We start from the raw sequence: 22,695 nt of genomic DNA on the forward strand, positions 1-22,695 counted from the left end.
ACAACTAAACCCTGGAAACCTTGATCCACTGTAAACTATTTCTCAATTAGTCACCTTATTGGTTTTTCATTCCTTATTTTCTTAAAAAAAAATCGGTAATTCTCAAAGCTAGATTGATAATTGCCTGCTAATTGACCTGAATTAAATAAAGTTTGAAAATCATCTAAAATAATTAAGCAACGTTGCGATCGCAATATCCTCATCAATTCACTTAATTGTTCATTCAAAGTTACTGGAAGTTGATTTGTTGGTTTGTCTAATAAAAATTGCAGTAAATTTATTAATAATTCATTTAAAGCAGGTGCAGTCTCCAAACTTTGCCAAATTACCGCATCAAAATTTTCTTGAATCTCTTGAACTAATTTAACCGCTAATGCTGTTTTTCCAATTCCACTCATCCCCAAAAGCATCACCACTCGACACCGTTGTTCAAGTATCCAATCTTTTAAAGTTGCGAGTTCTTCTATTCGTCCAAAAAATTCAGAAATATCCGGTGCATCATCTAAATTAATTCTTAATAAAGGTTGATTTTTATTATTTTTAAGCGTAACAGAATCATCTGAGGATAAAGGAGGTTCATGACAAACATTAATATTATTAATTTGTACAGAATCTTTAGCAAAATTTAAGAAATTAGAATATTTTTGTCGCTTCAGAGTTGAACGTAAATTAGATTTTCTCACTTCTTCCCCTAAAGCATCGGAGAGAATTTTCCATAAATCAGAAGCAATATCCTTGACATGACCCTCAGAACAGTGAAACTCATCCGCCACTTGTGAGTATTTTTCGTTCTCTAAACTTCCCCGCAATATTGCTTCTTGAAGATCATCTAGGTGCTTTCCCGTTTTAGTAAAAACCAAATGATCCGCTAGTCTGAGGACTTCTTGCACATCCATACCCTACATTAAACGCTAGATTCATCTGTATTTTAGCCTACTTTTTCCGACCTCAACCACTTAATCCGACTTTTTCCGACTTTCTCAAATCTGAAAAAATATAAAATTCCCGACTTAATCCGACTGTACAGAATCAAAAATTATCCGATAATAATACCTAATTGAAATGATGAGTCGTAATTATTTATCTGGGCTAACTAACCCCAATAGATAAAAGCTATCTGATTTTTAAGGCTTGATTTTACCCCGCTATCCAATATCTGAATAATCCAAATTAAAACTAGATCATTTTAGTGCAAGCTTGAAGCAAGCTAGATGAAAGCCGTAGATATTCAAAAATGTTCGGGTTTCTCTTGCTGAGTTTTAAGTATAAGGAGAACGTATGCTGGATCAATTTAACGGTTTCAATCAAGTTGTAGGAATTAGCTTAATTTCTCTATCCGTGACTACTATTTTAGTGACTTCTAATCATCAAAATTTTACTAGGGCACAAGAAAATCCTGGTTGTTTTATTGTTGATCATGCAGAGCGAGTTGTTAATTTAGATGGAATTTGTATACCTCAAGTTAAAGCTGAATTAGAACCCCCGGCTATTATTAAAGGAATTGCTTTAACTGGTACAAGAATAATTAGGGAAAGGTCAGAGGTTCCTTTGATAACAGGTACAATTACAAATACAACAAATCAAACAATTCAGGTTAATAGCATAAAGTTACAATTTCAGGATAAATCAACAGGAGTTGTTATTACAACTGAAACATTAGATGTAGAAGCTTATTTGGCTCCTAAACAAAGCCGTGAATTTAGAAAACCTGTTTTTAAGGATTCAGATTTAGGAGGCCGCAGAGAAAGTAATATAAAAATGCCACCGGATTTTATAGACTGGATATAATGACTAAGTTTTTATATTTTAAGGATGTGGTCAGATGAAAACGAATAGATTAATATCAAAAATTACTCTATCATTTACATTTTTTTATCTGTTTCTATATTCAACTTTAGAAGTAAAATCTCAAGAACTTGAAGGTTGTTTTTGGATCAATTCTTTCGATCAAAGTATGCGAATTCCAACTTATATGTGTGGAAAATTAAATTCTACTCTTCAGAATCCTACTCAAAGTTTGAATAACCTATCACAAGAACAAGCTTTTATTGAAGACTATAAAAAATTAGCTAACTCCCAAGAAGAACCTTTATTAAGAAGTCTTCTCTTAAGCACGATTAAAAATTCACCCGATGGAGAAGTTAATGAGGCAAAAAAATTTTGTGCTACTTTTCAATCAGGCCAATCTTACCAAGATATTATTAAATCTGAATCAGAAAAACTGTCTCAACAACAGGAAGGTTCAGCAACATATAGAGCTAATCTTCGCCTGGTCAGTTTTCGTTTTGTCTTAGCTACTAAACATTTTTGTCCTCAATTTGCATCTCAAATTAATCCAGAAGAGTAATAATGATCTCGTTCCAATGCTCTGCATTGGAATGCAAAAATTGAGGCTCTGCCTCAAATAACAGGAGGCGGAGCCTCCATGAATAGCATTTCTAGGTAGAACCTAGAAACGAGAGAGATGAGCAGATTGAGGTTAATTGTTTTTATTATAGTTTTCTATATTGCTGGAGGGGGAAGATATGATTTTTTCGGTGGAGAGGGGGGAGAGAGTGGAAAGGGTGGAGAGGGAGGAGAGGGTGGTTTTATTTTGTTTGATTTTTCTATAATTGAGTTTAATTGAGGTAAATTTTGCTCATTAATTAAGCCAGTTATTTCTGTTAATATTTTCTCCTGTAATGCAGAAGATAATTGAGCAGGTAAATTTTTCCCGGTAACTTGCTCTAAAGTTATTTGATCAATTTTAAATTCTTTAGTTATAGGAACATTTTTACCATCAGGAAGTTGTAAATTAATAGTAAAAATTATGTTATTAAATTGCATTTGATTAATGTTCAAATCCTCTGATTTATCTGAATCTTGAATCGGGGTATTTTTTCCTTTTTCAGATAATTTTTTTAGGTTAATTGCCATCATAGATTCAGGTGTAGTGGCATTATTGTCAAACCGCACATCAACATTAACTGCTATATCCTCAACAACAATTTTTTCAATTTCTAAAGGCTTTTTTAATAATGATTTCGCTTGAAAGTTCATACTTTTAATTCTAAAAATATAAGGACTAGCAAAACCATCTATATTATCAACCTTAATATCCATGAATTGGACATTATTCTGAAATAAATTTACATTCGCTTTTGTACAATCTACACCTAAACCTGTACCTAAACTAAGTTTTTGTTCAATTTCCTGTTCTGCTTTTTGATCAGCTAATTTGTCTAATCCAAAAACGGCAGCACCAAAAGTAACTATTAGTACACCAGCAATAATCAAATATTTTTTGGCCATTTAACTATGCTCATTAAAACTTTATTAACTAAAAGGTTACCATGAAGCTAGATAAACTCTTACATCTTCACCAAAATAATTTTCACCAAATTTGTTCTAAGGTTAAGGTAAATCCTGGTAAGATATTTCCTCATTATTTATAAAGAAAATACGGTTTTTAGAGTTTTTTGAATCTGATTTTTACTAACTCCACAGTCAAGGGTTGAAATAGGATTTAAACTTTTCCATTTCCCTTTAGGAGTTGTAAACAGAGTATCAGCTAATTGATCCGGATCTATTTTATCAAAACCATCTATTTTATTAATAGATAAATAATTGAGACGCTCAAAAATTTCATCTCGGTTGGCTTTTTTAATAGATACAGGTTCAGGTGCTGGCGGAAGTTCTTTTTTAGGTAAGGGTTTACAGTAAAAAACTTGTTTTAAACAGTCTAATTTGTTCCCTTTTGTAATTCCACATTTTAACTTTGTAAGTTCATTGAAATCAGCCCAAGTTTCTCGATCAGATTCAAGAATCCGATTTGTTACTTTAATTAAATCTACTGTTTTTGTTTTTAAAGGACTTCCAGGTTCAGATTGTAAATAGCCGAGTGCTGCTAGAATTGTATCTCTGGAAGCAGTACATAAATTAACAAGCGGATTAGTTTCTCTTGTTAAAATTTTAGCTTGTTCAATATTAGAAGGTTTGGGATCAATCACAATACACCAAACCCTTTCTATTTGTGCTTTTTGAGCGGCTGCATAGACAAAATGATTACTCACCGTTTGATACTGATAATCTGCTATTTCCTGCACAATCACCGGAACCCAATTTCGTCCATTTGCTTGTAAAATAGCTTCGGCTGCACTTGAAACAAAAAATTCCGGTTCTGTAATTTCTTGTCCGGGTTCAATATCAATTAAAGGCAAGTGCATTAATTTACCAATATTATCAAAATCACTCATAAAGAAAATACTCCTGTGCTAAAGAAAGATAATAATCGTTTACAGTTTTATGCTTAAATACGGCAGGTATGCGTTCAAAAGCGGCACTTGCAACAATAGCATATTCTGGAATACTGAATATTGTTTGATCTGGGGCACCTTTTGTATATTTCGGATAAAAGTACGGTAATAAATCACGATTCAAAGAAATGATCGACTTAATTTCACTATTTGCACGTTTCAATGAAGTCTCTGTTGCTTTATGTTCATTAAAAAAAATAGGCAGAGGAATCGGGCCATACTCTCCTTTTTTATCTCTTAGTTCTTGAATTTCAGGAATAAATTCTAGGATCACTTTACTGGCATTTTTTAATGAAGCAAAATTTGTGTGTTTAGTTGGCATTAAAACAACATCAGAGGCATAAACACAACTTTGGCTAAAAAACGTCCAGTTTGTCGGTGCATCGATCAAAATATAATCATAATTAAGTTTCAAACTCTCTAATAAATCTTTTAACCTTGCCGGCCCTTTTTGAACTTTGGGTACTTGGTCATAGTGCATAAGTTCTTCTAAACCCGCATCTGAAGGGATAACGTCAAAAACTCGAACCTCTCCAGATTTAGTTTTAATTTTAAAAGGCTGAATGGCATCTTTAATATTTAAAAATCGATCAATTAAACAATCAGATAACTTGGTTTTTGTAGGTTGTAAACCCAGTGAATCTGTTAAGTCTCGCTGTTGAGGATCAAAGTCAATCACTAAAACATTCTTTTTCTGCCTGCGTAATATAGAAGCTAGGTTGATTGTAGTTGTTGTCTTGCCAACACCTCCCTTATCATTGTAGAGACTAACGACTAAAGCAGGTAAGGGATTCTCGATCAAATCTTTAATGCGATTAACAATATCTAGGATATTATCTTTTTTAATTAGCCAGCAAGGTGTGGCAGGATGAACAACCTTACCATGTCGCCGAAAAAGTTGAATATGGATTGAATTTGTAATAATTCCCCATTCAGCAGTTTTACAGTTAGGGGATAGCAAATATTGTTTAATTTGGTTTTGAGTTTTTTGATTGGTCGGTGTTTTCTCCATGAGATTTATTCTGGCTCCCGTACCAATAGCTCGACCTTTAACTTCTACCAACAGATAAGGATTGATCTTTGATCGATTAAAAAGATCACTGCCTTGATTTTTTCGAGCCGCAAAATCTACTGTCCCAGAACCCGTAGCAAATTCGGGGTATTGTTCCTCAATACTAAACCCTAGAGCCTTTAACAAGGGCTTAACAAAGTAATCGCTAACAATAGCTTCAGAAGCTAGATCGGGTATACTGTCTAAAATTGTATTCCAGTTTGCATCAGTCATATCAATCGAGATAATGGTACGGAAAGATCCCATTGATATAAATCAATGTAAAAGATAATCAAAATTTAGATTCACTTTGATTATTATTTGAGAACATTATACCAGCATAAGTATTTATAAGTCATGATTTTTTCTCAGATCTTCATAATGGGGTGACAATGTTAAGTGACTCATATTTTTTTGCCTCGTCCCTCGTCCCTTGTTCCCTCGTTCCAATGCTCTGCATTGGAATGCAAAAATTGAGGCTCTGCCTCAAATAACAGGAGGCGGAGCCTCTATGAATAGTATTTCTAGGTAGAACCTAGAAACGAGAGGGATGAGCAGATTGAGGTTAATTGTTTTTGTTATCGTTTTTTGATTGTGCTGAAGCACAACAACGAGGTTTACCAAATTTGTTCTAAGTTTAGGATGAATTGGGGTAATATATTTTCTCCTGATAGGGTTAACGGATTTTCTAATATTTCTACTTCTTGATTAGGTGGAAGCGTGCGATCGCTATTTTTTTAAACTATAATCAAAAAATACTTATCCTAACGGACATTCAATAATGTCTATCGTTGAAGAACAAATCCAAACCCCAACACTTCTCAATGAAGTGCAATTTCCGCCCAGTGATTTATTGAGTCAGGAGCCCCCATTGGAAAGCGAACTCCATCTCCGCCAAATTCTAATTTTACTTAACTCGTTAGAATGGTTATGGCAAGATCGAGATGATTTTTATGCCATTGGTAACTTAACCATTTATTATAGTCAACGTCAAAAAAAATCCGAAGAATTTCGCGGGCCAGATTTTTTTGTGGTTTTGGGAACTGAACGAAAACCCCGTAATAGTTGGGTTGTTTGGGAAGAAGATGGCAAATATCCTAATGTCATCATTGAAATGTTATCCAAAACAACGGCTGATACTGATCGCGGAGAAAAAAAAGAAATCTATCAGGATATTTTTCGTACCCCGGACTATTTTTGGTTTGATCCAAAGACTTTAGAATTTGCCGGATTTCATATTGTTGAGGGTCAATATCAACCGATTTCACCCAATGAAAACGGCTGGTTATGGAGTCAACAATTAGACCTATTTTTAGGCATTCTTGATCATAAATTACGATTTTTTACAGCAGGAGGTGAATTAGTTTTAACGACTGAAGAAGTGGCTAAAAATGAAACTCAACGGGCTGATAAGTTAGCGGCTAAACTCCGAGAATTAGGAATTGATCCTGAACAACTTTAAAAGGATAAGCGATCGCTTTTTAACTAGCCTTATCATTCCAATGCAAGCCATTGGAATGATAAGGGCGTTAGTTACAGAAGTTGCCTCTAACTTCCAGATTAAACGCTCAAAAAATATCAGAATCTTCGGTTTGAGAAACGAGGTTAGAGGGAGGGCGATCGCTACTCCAAGCCCACCAAACACAGCCACATTGACAAGTATAAAATTCCTGCCATTTGCGACGATTATTTTCACTGTAAACGGGAGAACGACGGTTAATCCAAACCTGTTGAGCTTCTAAACTACTAGCAGAACATTGAGGACAGCAAAACTCAGAAGCGTGAATTGCATCGGTAGTCCAATCTGGTGGGGTGGGTTGAAACGCATCCATTGGCAAAAAACTGAAATTTATGGCGCACACTCACCTATTATACTAGGGGTTAACGTCGGGAACTTCTACAAATTTATGGCGGGAGGATAAACCCGATTTAATGGTAATCTGCGATTTAGGAACTCCCAAGTGTTTTGCTAAAAATTGAATTAATTCTTGGTTGGCTTTTCCCTCCACCGGGGGAGATTTCAGATGGACAGTAAAACTTCCATCAACTTCTTTTTGGAGAGCTTGCTGTTTAGAATTGGGTTTAACTTTAATTTTTAAGAGTGCCAAGGCTTTAGAAAATCATAATTGTCCATATCAATATTATTAGATTAAATCCCCTAGTTCAAGACGATAAACTTTATTCTCCCTACCTAAACCTTACGCCGTTAGGGGATAATCTAAGGTTTCTAATGCTTGTTTTGCTGCAACTAAATCATAAGGAAAAGGCGGTTTTAATGGGCGATAATCTCGTTCGTGGGGGTCTCCATGTCGCAGTACCGCATTCACTATCAAACAGGGTTCATCACTTAAGTTAAGGGCACTGTGAGGAACCCCAGGAGGAATCGTAATAACAGTCGGGATCTTTTCACTCAGAGGAATATAAAAATATTGACGATTCTGTAAAATCACGATCACAAACTCACCCCGGACAACTAACAGTTGATCGGTTTGAAAATGATGAACAAATAGCGGTTCAATTGCACCTGCTTCGACTCTGACCATCATCGTTTCTTGACTGGTTTGGGGAGTGAAAAACTCAACCCTTCCCGACTTCATCGCGTTGAGTCTGCGAACTTCAACTTGGCGGATCAGACCCATAGTATCGTCCTCACAGTGCAAGATATTGTGCTTTTGTCAAGTGTAATCGCTCTTTTTGTAAGATTTTGTAATAAAATTAACGAAATTCAATAATCGAGTGATACTGAATACAGGCATTTATGCCTCTCTAGGGTTGTTTATCGTCAGTTTGAAGTTTTTATGAAATCTACTCAGTACAGGATGCGATCGCTCTTTGATTCAATTTATCTGAAGTCTTATCGGTTTTCGTTGTTGGTTGGGCTAATTAGTTTAACTTTAACCGCCTGTGGGTCTTCCCCCAATTCTACCTCAACTAATCCGAGCAATTCTAATCAGCAACCCCCAGAAAAAACCTTAAAATTATTGTATTGGCAAGCTCCAACTATTCTCAATCCCCATTTATCAACCGGGTTCAAAGATTCCGAAGCCAGCCGTATTACCCTAGAACCCTTAGCCAGTTTTAATAATCAATTAAAATTAGTTCCCTTTTTAGCCGCCGAAATTCCCACTGTAGAAAATGGAGGAATTGCCAAAGATGGAAAATCAGTGACCTGGAAACTCAAAAAAGATGTGAAATGGTCAGATGGAAAACCCTTTACGGCGGATGATGTTATTTTTACGTTTGAGTTTATTAGCAATCCCAAAGTAGGAACCACCACATCTGGAACCTATAAAATTATTAAAGATATTGAAAAAATTGATGACCACACGATAAAAATCAACTTTAAAGCCGTTACACCGGGATGGTATTCGGTGTTTGTGGGAACAGAAGGTATGATTTTACCTCGTCATATTTTTGAAGCTTATAATGGGGAAAATGCCCGACAAGCGCCGGGGAATTTAAAACCTGTGGGAACAGGGCCCTATCGAGTGGTAGAATTCAAGCCAGGGGATGTGGTGGTTTATGAAGCTAATCCTAATTTTCGAGATGCGAAACTGTTAGGATTTGAACGCCTAGAACTCAAAGGAGGAGGGGATGCAACCTCCGCAGCTAGAGCAGTGTTGCAAACGGGAGACGCGGATTATGCCTATAATCTTCAGGTGGAATCTAATATTTTAAAACCCTTAGAAGCGGCGGGAAAAGGTAAAATTGTCTCTAATTTTGGGACGTTAATGGAACGGATTTTGATTAATCAAACCGATCCCAATAAAACCACCCCCGATGGAGAACGATCTAGTTTAAAATTCCCCCATCCTTTCTTTAGTGATCCTAAAGTTCGTCAAGCTGTAAGTTTAGCGATTAATCGAGAGATTATTGCCAATCAACTTTATGGAATTTTAGGAAAACCCACCTCTAATTTTGTTGTTAATCCCCCGGAAGCCGTTTCCCCCAATACCCGTTATGAATTTAATTTAGAAAAAGCTGCCAAACTATTAGATGAGGCGGGATGGAAAGACACTAATAATAATGGAATTCGAGATAAAAATGGGGTAGAAATGAATATCGTCTTTCAAACCTCTGTAAATCCGTTACGTCAAAAAACCCAGGAAGTGATTAAACAATCTTTAGAACAGTTAGGAATGAAAGTCGAACTCAAAAGTATTGATCCAACTGTATATTTTTCCGGTGATCCTGCTAACCCTGATACCACAGAACGATTTGCAGCAGATTTACAGTTATTTAGTACCGGAAATACTAATCCTGATCCCACATCCTATTTAAAAACCTATACCTGTGATGAAATTCCTCAAAAAGCAAATAACTGGACAGGGGATAATTTTTCTCGCTATTGTAATCCAGCTTATGATGCGCTTTGGGAACAAGCCACCACTGAAATTGACCCTGAAAAGCAAAAACAAATTTGGATTAAAATGAATGATATGTTAGTCAATAATACGATTGTAATTCCCTTAGTTCACCGCGCCGAAGTGGGAGGAGTTAATCAAAACTTAACGGGTGTAGAATTAACTCCCTGGGATTTAACCGTCTGGAACATCAAAGATTGGAAAAAGAACCCGTAGTAAGCCCTTCAGGGCTATCTTTTATTACTTTATATTCCCCATGACCCGATACCTGATTAACCGCATTCTAACCTCAATTCCCACCCTAATTGCCATTAGCCTTGTTGTATTTCTCATCTTAGCATTAGCCCCCGGAAATCCGATGGGAGAATTTGCCACTAATCCTTCGATTACACCCGAAGTCAGAGAAAATATTCGCCGATCCTTGGGTTTGGATCAACCCATTCCTATTCGTTATTTAAAATGGGTTTGGGCATTTTTACAAGGAGACTTAGGCTATTCTTTTACCAGTCGCAGCCCGGTTTTAGGATTAATTTTGCAACGTTTACCCACAACTTTATGGATTATGGGATTAGCTTATCTGTTAGCAGTTATACTCGGCTTTCCTTTAGGAATTATTTCAGCATTAAAACGCTATTCTATTTTAGATCAAATCGTAACAACCGTTTCCTTTATTGGGTTTTCCTTACCGACATTTTTTACCGGATTACTATTTATTATTATTTTCAGCGTCCAGTTAAAATGGTTTCCCTTCATTTATAATAGTACCTTACAAGTGACTAATTTACAAACCTTTTGGCAACAAATTCAACAGTCTATTATGCCCGTCTGTGTTTTAGGTTTCTATCAAGCTGCAATTTTAATGCGGTTTATTCGGTCTTCTTTCTTAGAACAATTGAATCAAAATTATGTTCGCACGGCTTATTCCAAAGGTTTACCGAAATTGAATGTGATTAACGGTCATATCTTAAGAAATGCTTTAATTCCAGTAGTAACTTTAATGGCTTTAGAAATTCCCGGTTTATTTGCGGGATCATTAGTCACAGAACAAGTGTTTAGAATTCCGGGGATTGGGGCATTATTAATTGACTCGATTTTTCGGAGTGATACCCCGGTTATTATGGGAATTACAATGGTTTATGCTATTTTAGTGGTACTTTTTAACTTATTCGCTGATCTATTATATGGATTCTTAGATCCAAGAGTTCAATATTAATCATTAACAAAAAAATATGACTTTAATTAAACCCTCTGAACCCATCGCTAAAACCACCCAACCTAGATCCCTAATTCAGACCGCTTGGCGACAATTTAAACGAGATAAAATAGCTGTTTTAGGAACAATCATTTTGCTGTTTATTATTTTAGCTGTGATCATTGGCCCCTGGATTTATGGAATTCGTCCGACAGAAATTGATTTTGTCAGTTCCCTTTCTCCTCCAAGTGGGAAACATTTATTAGGAACTAATGATTTAGGACAGGATCAATTAGCCCGTTTATTAATCGGAGGACGAGTTTCTTTAACCGTTGGTATGGCTGCAATGATAGTAGCAATTTTATTAGGAATATTAGTCGGGGCGATCGCTGGATTTTATGGGGGAATTCTCGATAGTATACTAATGCGATTAACCGATTTATTTCTTTCTTTGCCTCAACTACCCGTATTACTATTAGTCATTTATCTATTTCGAGAACCCCTGAAACAAATTGCAGGGCCAGAAGTGGGTATTTTTATATTAATTATTCTGGTTGTGGGGGCGTTAAATTGGATGTCGGTGGCGCGATTAGTTCGAGCAAGTTTTCTCACCACAAAAGAACGCGATTTTATTACGGCGGCTAAAGCGATCGGTGCATCTTCTAATCGATTAATTTGGGTGCATATTCTTCCTAATGTTTTGAGTCCTGTAATTGTCGCAGCGACTTTAGCCGTGGGAACTGCGATTATTACAGAATCTACCTTAAGTTTTTTAGGATTAGGATTTCCCCCCGATGTTCCCACCTGGGGAAGAATGCTTTATGATGCTCAAAATTATTTAGAAACCGCCCCCTATTTAGCTTTATTTCCAGGGTTAGCGATTTTTTTAACGGTTTTGAGTATCAATGCAGTGGGGGATGGTTTAAGGGATGCTTTAGATCCGCAATCTCATTAAAGAGATTATAATTATTGTTTCAATTTTATCTTTAAATCAGCTAAATCGATGATTAAATTAACTCGTTAGAATATTAAGGCATCGGAAATAAGATTTAAAATTGACATCATGAATTTTATATGTTAGTAATTAAATCACAATATCTGAGGATTATGATCCATGAAATATAAATATTGGGGAATTTTGGCTTTATTTGCCCCTGTTGTTTTTGTCGCACCAACGGTGGCTCAATTTAACACAACAGATCCGGCGGTTTTCTTAAGCGGTCAAGCTCGTTCTTGTCAAGGATGTAATTTACAAGGGGCAGATTTAAGTAATCAAAGCCGCGTGAATTCTCAATTACGACAAGCAAATCTAAGTAATGCTAACCTCAGTGGTGGTAATTTCCGAGGCGCATTTTTTACCTGTGCTAACCTATCGAATACCAACTTAAAGAATACTAATTTTTCCTTTGCTAATTTTGTTGATGCTAACTTAAGTGGAGCAGATTTAAGTGGAGCAGATTTAAGTAAAACTGACTTAAGTGGGGTCATTATTGATGCTCAAACAAATTTAGACGGAGTTAACTTAACGGGAGCTAAATTATGGGATGCAAAAACAATTTTTCGACCGGGAATGGACTTAAGTACAATTCCACGAGATTACACAATAGAAAGCCAACGAGTCAAATGTAATAACAGAAGATAATTTATCAGGGTAGGGTGCTCCTTCAACGCGCACCCTGCCCTATACTTCTAATTTTAATTAAGAATTAATTACAGCGATCGCTACTCCTGTTAAAACAATTATTCCCCCGATTAATACGGCTAAGGGAGGAACTTCATTAAAGCATAAATAACCTAAAAAACTAGCTCCAATGGGTTCTAATAAAATGGCTAAAGTAACTAAAGTAGGAGAAATTTGATTAATCGCCCAATTAAAACTGGTATGACCGACTAATTGAGGTACAATTGCCATTAATAAAAGATATAAATAAACCTTAGCGGGATAATCGGTATAACCCACACCCAACATCAACGGTAAGGGTAATAAAATCATTGATGCAACAGTATAAGCAACGATAACATAACCCCCCAGGGAAAATCCCCGTTGTTGAGCTTCCCGCCCAAACATTAAATAAAAACTAACAGCCCAAGCTCCAATTAATGCTAAACTATTTCCCAGGAAAGGATTAGAATAAAAATCTCCTCCTTGAGTATCACTCAAGCCAATCATAATTCCCCCTAAAAAGGCGATTCCAATTCCTATAATTTTTAGAGAAGAGAGTTTTTCTTTTAACCAAAATCTCGATAAAATTGCCACCCAAATTGGAGTAGTGGTCACTAAAGTTGTGGAAGCTGCAATGGAAGTATAGGATAAAGAGGTAATCCAGGTAGCGAAATGAAACGCTAAACAACATCCGGCTGCAACTGCATAACTAAAAGCTTGGAAAGAAAGCGATCGCCATTGAACTTTTAAGGCTGTTGGTAATACAATTAGGGAGGCTCCAGTTAAGCGAATCGCCGCCATGACTAAACTAAAACCAATACCACTTTGATCCGCAGCATTTAAGGCGAGGCGCACTAAAATTGATCCGACGGAAATTGCCATAACCCCAACAATAACCACCCCCCAAATTAATCCTGGAGAGGCTGAAGAAAAACCCTGCATTTTGCCTTGATGACCTCAAATCCTGACTCTCTAAAGTTTAACCTGAGTTTTACTCATTTGTTAATTTATGCGTTACTTTATAAAGCATAAACCCATGATTTTATCCTATGACATCAACCGTTTTAATTACAGGGGCTTCCCAAGGAAGTGGTAAAGCAACCGCTTTATTATTTGCACAGAAGGGCTACAATGTGATTTTAGCAGCACGGGAACCTGAACGTTTAGAAGCTGTTGCGGAGGAAGTTTTATCTTTAGGGGTTTCAACCTTAGCCATTCCAACGGATGTCACCGATATTGAACAAGTTCGCTATTTAGTCGAAAAAGCTTTAGATTATTATGAAACCCTTGATGTTTTAGTAAATAATGCTGGGATTTGTTTGACTGCATCCGTTGAACATACAACTTTAGAAGATTGGCATTTATTAATGAATACTAACTTCTTTGGTTATGTCAATCTAATTCACGCTTTATTACCCCATTTTTTAGCTCAAAAACAGGGAACCATTGTGAATGTAGGTTCCTTTGGTGGGAAAATTCCTTTTCCACAAATGGCTGCCTATTGTGCGAGTAAATATGCTGTGGTTGGATTAACTGAATCCTTGAGATTAGAAGTGCAAAAAAAGGGGATTCAGGTTTGTGCCGTTCATCCTGGTATTATTAATAGTAATTTTATGGAACGAGCGCAATTTCGAGGAGAAAATGAGTTAGAAGTTGAACAATTGCGTCAACGTTTGGACTCTGCTTTAGCGTCTACCTGGGTGAGTCAACCGGAAGATATTGCTCAAGCCATTTGGAATGCTGTTGAGAAAAAACAAAATGAAGTCATCGTTGGCTCGGCTGTATTAGCGACAGAAACCTATCGATTATTCCCTGGATTAATGGAGTGGGTTTTGAATCAATCAAGCGTTATGAACACTTAAGAAACTAAACCATAAAGTTTGATTTGAGTTCAGATCTTAAGCCTTGGCTCAAGACTTGTTTTTCTATGTCAGGAGACCTAGAGAATTAAGCAGCGAATTCTTCAGATTAAAAAAATTAAATGTTTTAATCTGGCTAATCCTCGATTTTTATCTCCTTTCTCCTGACTCCTTCGGTGAGTATGTATACTTTTTTAAACAAAAATAAAGAATTATAGGGAAATATCTCAAATTAGTATTATTTCAATCCTTTTTGACAGCTTGAACAAATGCTATACTAAGGAAATAACAGCCTATAAGGGCCGAGGAAAATCATCTTAAACCCTCAACGTGCAATCTTTAAATCAAAACTCAGATCAGGTTGACTTCGGCGGGGAAATGGATGAGTTACGTTTATAAGCAAATAGGAGTTCTACCGTTCGGTTTGAAGCATTTTTCAATTCCTTGAAAGCCTTGATCAATTTAAGTTTAAGCGGAGGAATTTACCAGAAATCGCCTTTTGTTTCTGAGATTTATAAATCCACTCGTTGAGGCAAAATCGAATTCAACGCCAGGGATTCACAAAGAAAGGTGAGGGGGTCTGCATAAGGATCACCTTCATTTCCAGGTCAATATGGATTCAGGAGAATCGTTATGGTAGAGATAAACATACAAGACAATCGGTTGAGCTTAAGAAATTTAGATGAACAACCCATCCATATTCTAAGCCAAATTCAACCTCATGGCGTGTTATTCGTTTTAGAAGAACCCGACCTCAGAATTTTACAAGTTAGTAGTAATATTGAGTCAATTTTAGGGATTTCTCCTGAAATAATGGTGCATAACCATTTATCGGATTTACTTGATCCGTTTCAAATGGAACGAATAGAAACAGGACTCAAACAAGATAACCTAGATTTTATTAACCCGACTAAAATTTGGTTCCGAGTTAAGGGCGATGATTATGTTATTTTTGATGGGGTCTTTCATCGCAACTCTGAAGGGTATTTAGTTTTAGAATTAGAACCCACAACGTCCCAAGAAAATATTCCGTTCTTAAGTTTTTATCATTTAGCCAGAGTCTCGATTAATCAACTTGAAGCTTCTGCAAATTTACGAGATTTTTGTCAAATTATTGTCAAGGAAGTGCGGAAAGTCACCGGATTTGACCGGGTGATGTTATATAAATTTGATGAAGATGAACATGGAGAGGTTATAGCGGAAGAAAAACGGGAGGAAATGGAACCCTATGTAGGGCTACATTATCCGGCATCAGATATCCCTAAACCCGCAAGACGGATGTTTAGTTCCAATTGGATTCGCTTAATTCCTGATGCCGCCTCTGAACCCGTTAAACTGTTTCCAGAAGTCAATCCCATCAGCCATCGACCGACGGATTTAACCTGTTCTATTCTTCGCAGTGCTTCTCCTTGCCATCTGCAATATTTAAACAATATGGGAGTCGGTTCTTCCTTAACGATTTCCTTAATTAAAGAAGGAAAACTTTGGGGATTAATTGCCTGTCATCACCTTACCCCCAAATATGTATCCTATGAACTGCGGAAAGCTTGCGAATTTTTAGGACGAGTGATTTTTTCTGAACTTTCTGAACGGGAAGAAACAGAAGATTATGACTATCGGATTCAATTAACCTATATTCAATCGGCGTTGATTGATTATATGGCTCAGGAAGAAAACTTTATTGATGGTTTAATTAAACATCAACCCAATTTATTAGATTTAACCAATGCTCAAGGGGCTGCCATTTACTTTGGAGGACAATTTACTTTAATCGGTGAAACCCCTTCCGAAGAAGACTTAAATTTCTTAGTTCAATGGCTGCGGAAACAGGGAGATGAAGAAGCTTTTTATACCGATTCTTTGCCTCGAATTTATTCCGATGCTGAACGATTTAAAGCCGTTGGAAGTGGGGTATTAGCCATTCCCATTTCTAATAAAAATTATGTCCTGTGGTTCCGTCCCGAAGTCATCCAAACGGTGAAATGGGGAGGAAATCCAAGTCAAGCCTTTGAAACCACCCACACGGACGGTCAAGTTTTTCTCTCTCCTCGGAAATCCTTTGAACAGTGGAAAGAAACGGTTCGCTTAAAATCTCTTCCTTGGAAACAAGTTGAAATTAAAATGGCTTTAGAATTGCGAAAAGCCATTATTAATATTGTCCTGCGACAAGCGGATGAATTAGCCCAATTAGCCCATGATTTAGAACGGTCTAACGCCGAGTTGAAAAAGTTTGCTTATGTGGCATCTCATGATTTGCAAGAACCCTTAAATCAAGTGGCAAACTATGTACAACTGTTAGAAATGCGTTATCAAAAAGCCCTTGATGACGATGCTAAGGAATTTATTACCTATGCTGTTGAAGGGGTGAGTTTAATGCAAACCCTAATTGATGATGTGTTAGCCTATTCTAAAGTGGATATGCAGGGGATTGAGTTTCAATTTACTGAAGTTGAAACCGCTTTAGATCGAGCGTTATCCAACTTACGAAAACGCATTGCAGAAAGTCGCGCTATCATTACCCATGACCCTATGCCAACGGTGATGGCGGATAGCACTCAACTGATGCAATTGTTTCAAAATTTAATTGGTAATGCGATTAAATTTCGGAGTGATAAACCGCCAGAAATTCATATCGGAGCACAACGGATTGAAGATGCGTGGTTGTTCTCAGTTCAGGATAATGGCATTGGCATTGATTCGCAATTTGCAGAACGAATTTTTATCATTTTCCAACGTCTGCACACGCGAGATGAATACCCGGGTACAGGTATGGGATTAGCAATTTGTAAAAAAATTGTAGAATGCCATCGGGGAAAAATCTGGGTTGAATCTGAACTTGATTTAGGTTCAACATTCTACTTTACAATTCCTGTAGGAGGACGCGAACGTGAGCGCCGAAATGGACGAAAAATCCAAAATGATCTTTTTGGTCGAGGATAATAAAGCCGATATCCGTCTCATCCAAGAAGCGTTAAAAGATAGCCAACTCCCGCATGAAGTTGTAACGGTTAGAAATGGGGTTGATGCCATGGCATATCTTCGCCAAGAAGGAGAATATGTCGATGCACCTCGCCCCGATTTAATTCTTCTGGATTTAAACTTACCCCGAAAGGATGGGCGTGAAGTTTTAGCCGAGATTAAAGCTGACCCTAGCTTAAAACGAATTCCTGTCGTTGTCTTGACTACTTCCCACAATGAAGAGGATATTCATCATAGCTATAACCTTCATGTCAATTGTTATATTACAAAATCTCGTAACTTGAGCCAACTTTTTACGATTGTGCGAGGAATAGAAGAATTTTGGCTGAAAACTGTTACCTTACCTTGTGATTAAATTATCCTTTTAAGTAGGAGAAGGATTAACAATGCGGCAAATTTGGAACAATGAAGGAACTTGGAAGAAGCAAGAAGCTCAATATCTATTTTCCGTGGATTCAGAACCTTTACCTCGCTATTGTGAACCACCGAAAAGTCCAAGTTCCTATGTTCTTTATTCTGCCCATTCTTCTTCATCTTTCTCCTTATTAGGAAGGGAGAGAAGCCATTCAACGATGAGGCCCGCTAGTTCAGTGAAAATCTTGTTGATTGAAGACAACCTCGCTGAAGCGCGATTCTTGCAGGAATTGCTGAAAGATTCTCTGTGTCAACCCTTCAGTGTGGTTCATGTTAAACGTCTAGGAGAAGCCTTAAAAGAATTAGAGAACACGATTTTTGATGTCGTTTTATTAGATTTAACCCTTCCTGATAGTCAAGGGTTAGAATCCTTAGCGCGTTTGATTGAACAAGTCCCCAGTTTACCAATTGTCGTTTTAACGAATACCAATGACGATGAATTAGCCATTAGGGCAGTGCGTCAGGGGGCGCAAGATTATTTAATTAAACGACAAGTCAATGGAACAGTTTTAGTGCGTTCTTTGCGGTATGCCATTGAACGAAAGCATACCTTGGAAAGTTTAAAAGCGATGAATCAAGCTTTAGAAATGCGTGTCCAAGAAAGTACCCAAGAATTAGTGAAAGCTCAGGAACAAAATCAACTGAGATCTGAATTTGTTTCGATGATTTCTCATGATATTAAAAATCCTTTAAATACGATTTTGGCTTCCACCGTATTGCTGCAAGATTATGAGCAGAAATTATCCCAAGAAAAAAAAGTGACTTTATTTCAACGGATTCGGTCTGCTAGTAAAAATATGGCTCAATTATTGGATGAAGTTTTATTAATTGGGGAAGCGGATTCGGGTCAACTTCAATATCAACCGAGTGTGATCAATTTAGAGGTTTTTTGTCGCCAATTAGTTGAAGAAATACACTTGAGTGCAGGCGAAGACTGTCAAATTAATCTGGATTTAAAATTGAGTTTTAAAGACGTTGTGGTTGATTCTAATTTATTAAGAAGAATCTTAATGAATTTATTAGAAAACGCCGTTAAATATTCTCCGCAATCTCAGAGCGTTCAATTTGATGTGGTGGTTCAAGATCAGACCATTGACTTCTGTATCCAAGATCAAGGCATTGGAATTCCGAGCGATTCATTTCCCCTACTCTTTGAACCCTTCCATCGAGCTAAAAATGTAGGGTCTATACCTGGTACAGGGTTAGGTTTAGCCATTGTTAAACATTGTGTAGAGGCTCACCAAGGTAAAATTTGGATCGATAGTCAAATCGGAATGGGAACAACTTTTATTGTCCGTTTACCTCTGATCAAAGCTAGTGAACTGTAGAAAACTTGATTCCCCATCTACTCAATCTTTTCATCTGCCTTTCTTAACACAGATTCAGGAATTTTTACCCCCATTGCTGTCGCTGATTTAATATTAATAAACAGTTGGAGTTTCTCAACAGATTTTACGGGAATATTCCCCGGATTTTCTCCCTTTAAAACTTGTAAGACGACCTTTCCCGTTTGTCGCCCGACATCATAATAATTAAAGCTTAATCCTGCCATAGCCCCGCGTTTAACTGAATCCGTATCGGCGACATAAATCGGAACTTTATTGTCAATTCCCACTTGAATCACGGACTCTAAAGCTGATACAATAGTATTATCCGTTGGAATATAAATTGCCTCCACTTTCCCTACTAAACTCCGGGCAGAAGTTGCCACATCACTTGAGCGATTTGCGGTCGCTTCCACCACCGTTAATCCCCGTTTTGTTGCTTCTATTTTCAAGAAATCTACTAACGAAACAGAGTTCGCTTCTCCCCCATTATAAATCACCCCTAATCGTTTCACCGTTGGCGTAATTTCTTGAATTAAATCAAGCTGTTTGTTAATCGGAGATAAATCTGTTACTCCGGTTACTAACCCTCCGGGTTTTTCTAAATTATTGACTAATTTCGCCCCTAAAGGGTCAGTAACAGCGGCAAAAATTACCGGAATATTTCTCGCTACCGCCACTGAAGCTTGAGCCGAAGGAGTCGCGATCGCAACAATTACATCTGGGTTTTCCCCCACAAATTTATTGGCAATTTGGGTTGCCGTTGAAGGGTTGCCTTGGGCACTTTCCCACTCCCATTTTAAGGTTTCTCCGGCTTTTAATCCAGCTGCTGCTAATTCATCTTGAATTCCCTTCCGAGTTGCATCTAAAGAGGGATGTTCTACAATTTGAGTCACAGCAACAAACTTTTGGGGATTTTTTGAATCCGAGGTTGAAGAAGATTGTCTCCAACCACATCCCAACAATATGCTAATCAGGGTTGTCGCAATAAACGCCGATCTTACGTTAAACTCGATCATATCTTAGGATTGAATAAGTTTGATTTAACATGAATTTACTGAAAAATTTTATTAAAATTTTCCATCAAAACCGGGGTGCAATTATTCTCAGTATTCCCTTCATGAGTCTTTCGATTCCGGTTCTTCCTCAGTCTCTTCCTTTCCCCATCTCTACCCCTCAAGAAATTGCCCTATCTCCTGCCGAAGTAAATACCATTGCTGGAGAAATTACCGTTAGAATTGATGGGCCAAAAGGCGGATCCGGTTTTATTGTGGAAAAGCAAGGAAATACTTATTATGTGTTAACGAATTGGCACGTTGTTGATCGCGTTGGAGACTATGAAATTGTCACCTCCGATGGTAAACGCTACTTTGTTTATTATAGTTTAATTCAACAACTTCCTAACCTGGATTTAGCCTTAATTCCCTTTAGCAGTTCTCAACGGTATCGCGTGGCAATTTCTGCCGATTCCAATCAAATTCAGCCGGGGAGTTCGATTTATGTAGCCGGATGGCCCCGTTCAGGAACTTCCCTGGGACAGAGGCTTTTTTTAAGTACCAATGGAACCCTCAGTGAACGTCAACAACCCCGTGCGGGATATAGTTTAGTTTACACAAATTTAGTCAGAAGTGGAATGAGTGGCGGCCCGATTTTAGATGATGAAGGAAAGGTAATTGGAGTTAATGGAATTGTTCAGTTAGGTACAAATCCCGATAAAATTGTTTCGGCGGGAATCCCGATTAATTATTTTTTAGATTGGCGAAAAACGGCAAGATTATCTTCAATTCCCACCCCCCCAAACAATTCTGCACCTGTCACCACTAATCGTGATCTAAATTCTCCTGTCAACCCTCCTAATACCCTTGCTGCGGTGAATAATTCTTTTTCTTTAGCAACGACAATCACAGAACAATCAGGAGAAATTTTATCCTTAGCTTTATCTTTTCCTTATATTATTATTGGAAATAGTAATGGAACCCTTTCGATTTGGAATGTTACCACCAGTGGACTAACTCGCACCCTAAGTGCTCATCAAGGATCTATTCATAGTATTACCCTCAGTCGAGATAGTCAATATTTAGTCACGGGGGGTGAAGATGGATTAATTAAAATTTGGGATTTAGCCACCGGATTAAAATCAGCAACCTTGCCCTTAATTCAAACGATTCAAGCCCATAATAGTCCTGTATTAGCTGTTGGGTTGAGTCCTGATGGTCAAAAAATTGCTAGTGGAAGTTGGGATAAAACGATTAAACTTTGGGATGCTAAAACGGGTCAATTCTTGAAAACCTTTATCGGACATGAACAGTTAGTTGATGCGATCGCATTTAGTCCCGATGGTAAAATTTTAGCGAGTGGAAGTAAAGATAGTAGTATTAAACTTTGGAATGTCGAAACCGGAGAATTAATTCGGACATTAAAAGGTCATGAATTATCCGTTTTATCCTTAGCCATTAGTCCTGATGGTGAAACTTTAGCTAGTGGAAGTGCAGATGGAACGATTGCTTTATGGAAATTAAAAACAGGTCAACCCATTCGTCGTTTAAGCGGTCATACCGATGGGGTTTGGTCAATCGTAATCACCACCGATGGTAAAACCTTAATTAGTGGAAGTTGGGATAAAACGGTGAAACTTTGGGATTTAGCAACGGGTCAATTAAAAGGCAATTTAAAAGGTCACTCTGGTTACATTAATGCAGTGAGTATTAGCCCTGATGGTAAAACTTTAGTCAGTGGAGGATGGGATGGACAAGTGAAGGTTTGGAATCAACCTTAATTTCCTGAACTCATAATGATGAGTTTATTGGAGTTAGACTCGCCATTTCAGAAAAATTGAGATAAACTAAAAATACCCTCTACCCACAAAACTGCCTGTTCAGGAAATGTCTGTTTTGATACAGCAATTGATAGGTCTGGAATGATTTAACATCTTTTTTTCTACTGTTCCTCTAATTGATTCTAATAGAAATAGAGGTTTTAAATTCTTGAGAATCAAGGAAAAGCAAACCATGTTTTGATTTCCTCGTATTTCCATCTAAATGTGCCTGTCCCTTTTAATAACCTAGAAATTATTTCAGAGGTTAAGTTTTTTATTGAGATTTAGGAGAATTATTGAGTATGGGTGCAATCTATAAGCTGGTTAACCAAGCTTTAGAACAAGGTTATTTAACCCTTAAAGTTGAAGAAGAACTGAGACAATTGTTACAAACAACCAAATATAGCCAAGAAGATTTTGAAGCGTTTATTCGATTACAAAATGCAGCGATTGATGGGTTAGTTAAACAAGAGTCCCGTGAACGCTTAATCCACTTAAAAATAGCCCTTGCTTCTTAATCGATCTCAATGCTAGCCTGCATCAGGCGGAATTGATAAAGGGAAGAATGCAAGGATCAATCCGCCGCCAAAGTCCGTCAACTTAACCCACGTTAGCCCTGAACTCAAGTTCGGGCTAAGAACTAAAGTCATCTTTAGATGACTCAAGATTTGTCTTTCTTAACCCGTTTTAACGGGTTTGAGCTTTTAGCCCGAAATTTATTTCCGGGCTTTTGGCGCA

At 37.3% G+C, this 22,695-nt stretch carries 22 protein-coding genes; 13 read left to right on the forward strand and 9 right to left on the reverse strand.

Annotated features, from left to right (window positions below; genetic code table 11):
* Nucleotides 1-50: 50 nt before the first annotated feature.
* Nucleotides 51-896, reverse strand: a complete 846-nt coding sequence (locus PL9214_RS02815; protein ID WP_072717341.1) for a helix-turn-helix domain-containing protein — start codon at nucleotides 894-896, stop codon at nucleotides 51-53.
* Between the two features lie 382 nt (nucleotides 897-1,278).
* Between PL9214_RS02815 and PL9214_RS02820 the strand changes: the two genes are divergently transcribed.
* Entirely contained in the window at nucleotides 1,279-1,788 is a 510-nt protein-coding gene (locus PL9214_RS02820) for an FxLYD domain-containing protein (protein WP_072717342.1), read from the forward strand.
* A gap of 34 nt (nucleotides 1,789-1,822) precedes the next feature.
* The gene (locus PL9214_RS02825) at nucleotides 1,823-2,347 is read left to right on the forward strand and encodes a DUF732 domain-containing protein (protein ID WP_072717343.1); all 525 of its coding nucleotides are present in this window, start codon (nucleotides 1,823-1,825) and stop codon (nucleotides 2,345-2,347) included.
* 155 nt (nucleotides 2,348-2,502) lie between these two features.
* Here PL9214_RS02825 and PL9214_RS02830 read toward each other — a convergent pair whose 3' ends face one another.
* The 3 genes from PL9214_RS02830 to PL9214_RS02840 form a co-directional block, all read right to left on the reverse strand.
* The gene (locus PL9214_RS02830; RefSeq protein WP_072717344.1) at nucleotides 2,503-3,291 is read right to left on the reverse strand and encodes an AsmA family protein; all 789 of its coding nucleotides are present in this window, start codon (nucleotides 3,289-3,291) and stop codon (nucleotides 2,503-2,505) included.
* 137 nt (nucleotides 3,292-3,428) lie between these two features.
* On the reverse strand, nucleotides 3,429-4,235 hold the full coding sequence (locus tag PL9214_RS02835; protein WP_072717345.1) for a ParB N-terminal domain-containing protein: 807 nt from the start codon (nucleotides 4,233-4,235) through the stop codon (nucleotides 3,429-3,431).
* Nucleotides 4,228-5,580: an AAA family ATPase gene (locus PL9214_RS02840; protein WP_072717364.1), complete on the reverse strand. Its 1,353-nt coding sequence runs from the start codon at nucleotides 5,578-5,580 to the stop codon at nucleotides 4,228-4,230. The genes PL9214_RS02835 and PL9214_RS02840 overlap by 8 nt, the downstream gene beginning before the upstream one ends.
* A 547-nt stretch (nucleotides 5,581-6,127) precedes the next feature.
* Between PL9214_RS02840 and PL9214_RS02845 the strand changes: the two genes are divergently transcribed.
* A complete protein-coding gene (locus PL9214_RS02845) occupies nucleotides 6,128-6,808 on the forward strand; it encodes a Uma2 family endonuclease (RefSeq protein ID WP_072717346.1) in 681 nt (226 codons plus the stop codon).
* A gap of 106 nt (nucleotides 6,809-6,914) precedes the next feature.
* Here PL9214_RS02845 and PL9214_RS02850 read toward each other — a convergent pair whose 3' ends face one another.
* The 3 genes from PL9214_RS02850 to PL9214_RS02860 all read right to left on the reverse strand — a co-directional run bounded on the left by PL9214_RS02850 (nucleotide 6,915) and on the right by PL9214_RS02860 (nucleotide 7,985).
* Nucleotides 6,915-7,178 (reverse strand): hypothetical protein, encoded by a 264-nt coding sequence (locus PL9214_RS02850; RefSeq protein WP_072717347.1) that lies wholly within the window; start codon nucleotides 7,176-7,178, stop codon nucleotides 6,915-6,917.
* Between the two features lie 42 nt (nucleotides 7,179-7,220).
* Nucleotides 7,221-7,454, reverse strand: coding sequence for a DUF167 domain-containing protein (locus PL9214_RS02855; protein ID WP_072717348.1), 234 nt, complete (start codon nucleotides 7,452-7,454; stop codon nucleotides 7,221-7,223).
* Between the two features lie 90 nt (nucleotides 7,455-7,544).
* The gene (locus PL9214_RS02860) at nucleotides 7,545-7,985 is read right to left on the reverse strand and encodes a cupin domain-containing protein (RefSeq protein ID WP_072717349.1); all 441 of its coding nucleotides are present in this window, start codon (nucleotides 7,983-7,985) and stop codon (nucleotides 7,545-7,547) included.
* Between the two features lie 159 nt (nucleotides 7,986-8,144).
* On the opposite strand from PL9214_RS02860, the gene PL9214_RS02865 reads away from it, so the two are divergent.
* From PL9214_RS02865 to PL9214_RS02880, 4 genes are all read left to right on the forward strand, one after another.
* Nucleotides 8,145-9,926, forward strand: a complete 1,782-nt coding sequence (locus tag PL9214_RS02865; protein WP_245824154.1) for a peptide ABC transporter substrate-binding protein — start codon at nucleotides 8,145-8,147, stop codon at nucleotides 9,924-9,926.
* Nucleotides 9,927-9,966: 40 nt separating this feature from the next.
* A complete protein-coding gene (locus PL9214_RS02870; RefSeq protein WP_072717351.1) occupies nucleotides 9,967-10,923 on the forward strand; it encodes an ABC transporter permease in 957 nt (318 codons plus the stop codon).
* 16 nt (nucleotides 10,924-10,939) lie between these two features.
* A complete protein-coding gene (locus PL9214_RS02875; RefSeq protein ID WP_072717352.1) occupies nucleotides 10,940-11,857 on the forward strand; it encodes an ABC transporter permease in 918 nt (305 codons plus the stop codon).
* Nucleotides 11,858-12,016: 159 nt separating this feature from the next.
* Nucleotides 12,017-12,544: a pentapeptide repeat-containing protein gene (locus tag PL9214_RS02880; protein WP_072717353.1), complete on the forward strand. Its 528-nt coding sequence runs from the start codon at nucleotides 12,017-12,019 to the stop codon at nucleotides 12,542-12,544.
* Between the two features lie 57 nt (nucleotides 12,545-12,601).
* On the opposite strand, the gene PL9214_RS02885 is transcribed toward PL9214_RS02880, so the two are convergent.
* Complete coding sequence (locus tag PL9214_RS02885; protein WP_072717354.1) at nucleotides 12,602-13,507, reverse strand: DMT family transporter; 906 nt, start codon at nucleotides 13,505-13,507, stop codon at nucleotides 12,602-12,604.
* A 107-nt stretch (nucleotides 13,508-13,614) separates the two neighbouring features.
* Between PL9214_RS02885 and PL9214_RS02890 the strand changes: the two genes are divergently transcribed.
* From PL9214_RS02890 to PL9214_RS02905, 4 genes are all read left to right on the forward strand, one after another.
* On the forward strand, nucleotides 13,615-14,427 hold the full coding sequence (locus tag PL9214_RS02890) for an SDR family NAD(P)-dependent oxidoreductase (protein WP_072717355.1): 813 nt from the start codon (nucleotides 13,615-13,617) through the stop codon (nucleotides 14,425-14,427).
* 630 nt (nucleotides 14,428-15,057) lie between these two features.
* Nucleotides 15,058-17,364 (forward strand): sensor histidine kinase, encoded by a 2,307-nt coding sequence (locus PL9214_RS02895; RefSeq protein ID WP_072717356.1) that lies wholly within the window; start codon nucleotides 15,058-15,060, stop codon nucleotides 17,362-17,364.
* Nucleotides 17,312-17,758: a response regulator gene (locus tag PL9214_RS02900; protein WP_072717357.1), complete on the forward strand. Its 447-nt coding sequence runs from the start codon at nucleotides 17,312-17,314 to the stop codon at nucleotides 17,756-17,758. Before PL9214_RS02895 ends, PL9214_RS02900 begins: the two co-directional genes overlap by 53 nt.
* 31 nt (nucleotides 17,759-17,789) lie before the next feature.
* The gene (locus tag PL9214_RS02905) at nucleotides 17,790-19,145 is read left to right on the forward strand and encodes a hybrid sensor histidine kinase/response regulator (protein ID WP_245824155.1); all 1,356 of its coding nucleotides are present in this window, start codon (nucleotides 17,790-17,792) and stop codon (nucleotides 19,143-19,145) included.
* Nucleotides 19,146-19,162: 17 nt separating this feature from the next.
* Here the strand turns inward: PL9214_RS02905 and PL9214_RS02910 are convergent, their stop codons facing one another.
* Complete coding sequence (locus PL9214_RS02910; protein WP_083579863.1) at nucleotides 19,163-20,161, reverse strand: ABC transporter substrate-binding protein; 999 nt, start codon at nucleotides 20,159-20,161, stop codon at nucleotides 19,163-19,165.
* Nucleotides 20,162-20,190: 29 nt separating this feature from the next.
* Between PL9214_RS02910 and PL9214_RS02915 the strand changes: the two genes are divergently transcribed.
* Together PL9214_RS02915 and PL9214_RS02920 are read left to right on the forward strand one after the other, a co-directional pair.
* Nucleotides 20,191-21,918, forward strand: coding sequence for a trypsin-like peptidase domain-containing protein (locus tag PL9214_RS02915; RefSeq protein ID WP_072717358.1), 1,728 nt, complete (start codon nucleotides 20,191-20,193; stop codon nucleotides 21,916-21,918).
* Nucleotides 21,919-22,259: 341 nt separating this feature from the next.
* Nucleotides 22,260-22,475, forward strand: a complete 216-nt coding sequence (locus PL9214_RS02920; protein ID WP_072717359.1) for a hypothetical protein — start codon at nucleotides 22,260-22,262, stop codon at nucleotides 22,473-22,475.
* Nucleotides 22,476-22,695 lie beyond the last annotated feature (220 nt).

The organism is Planktothrix tepida PCC 9214, from assembly GCF_900009145.1.
GTDB classification, from domain to species: Bacteria; Cyanobacteriota; Cyanobacteriia; order Cyanobacteriales; family Microcoleaceae; genus Planktothrix; species Planktothrix tepida.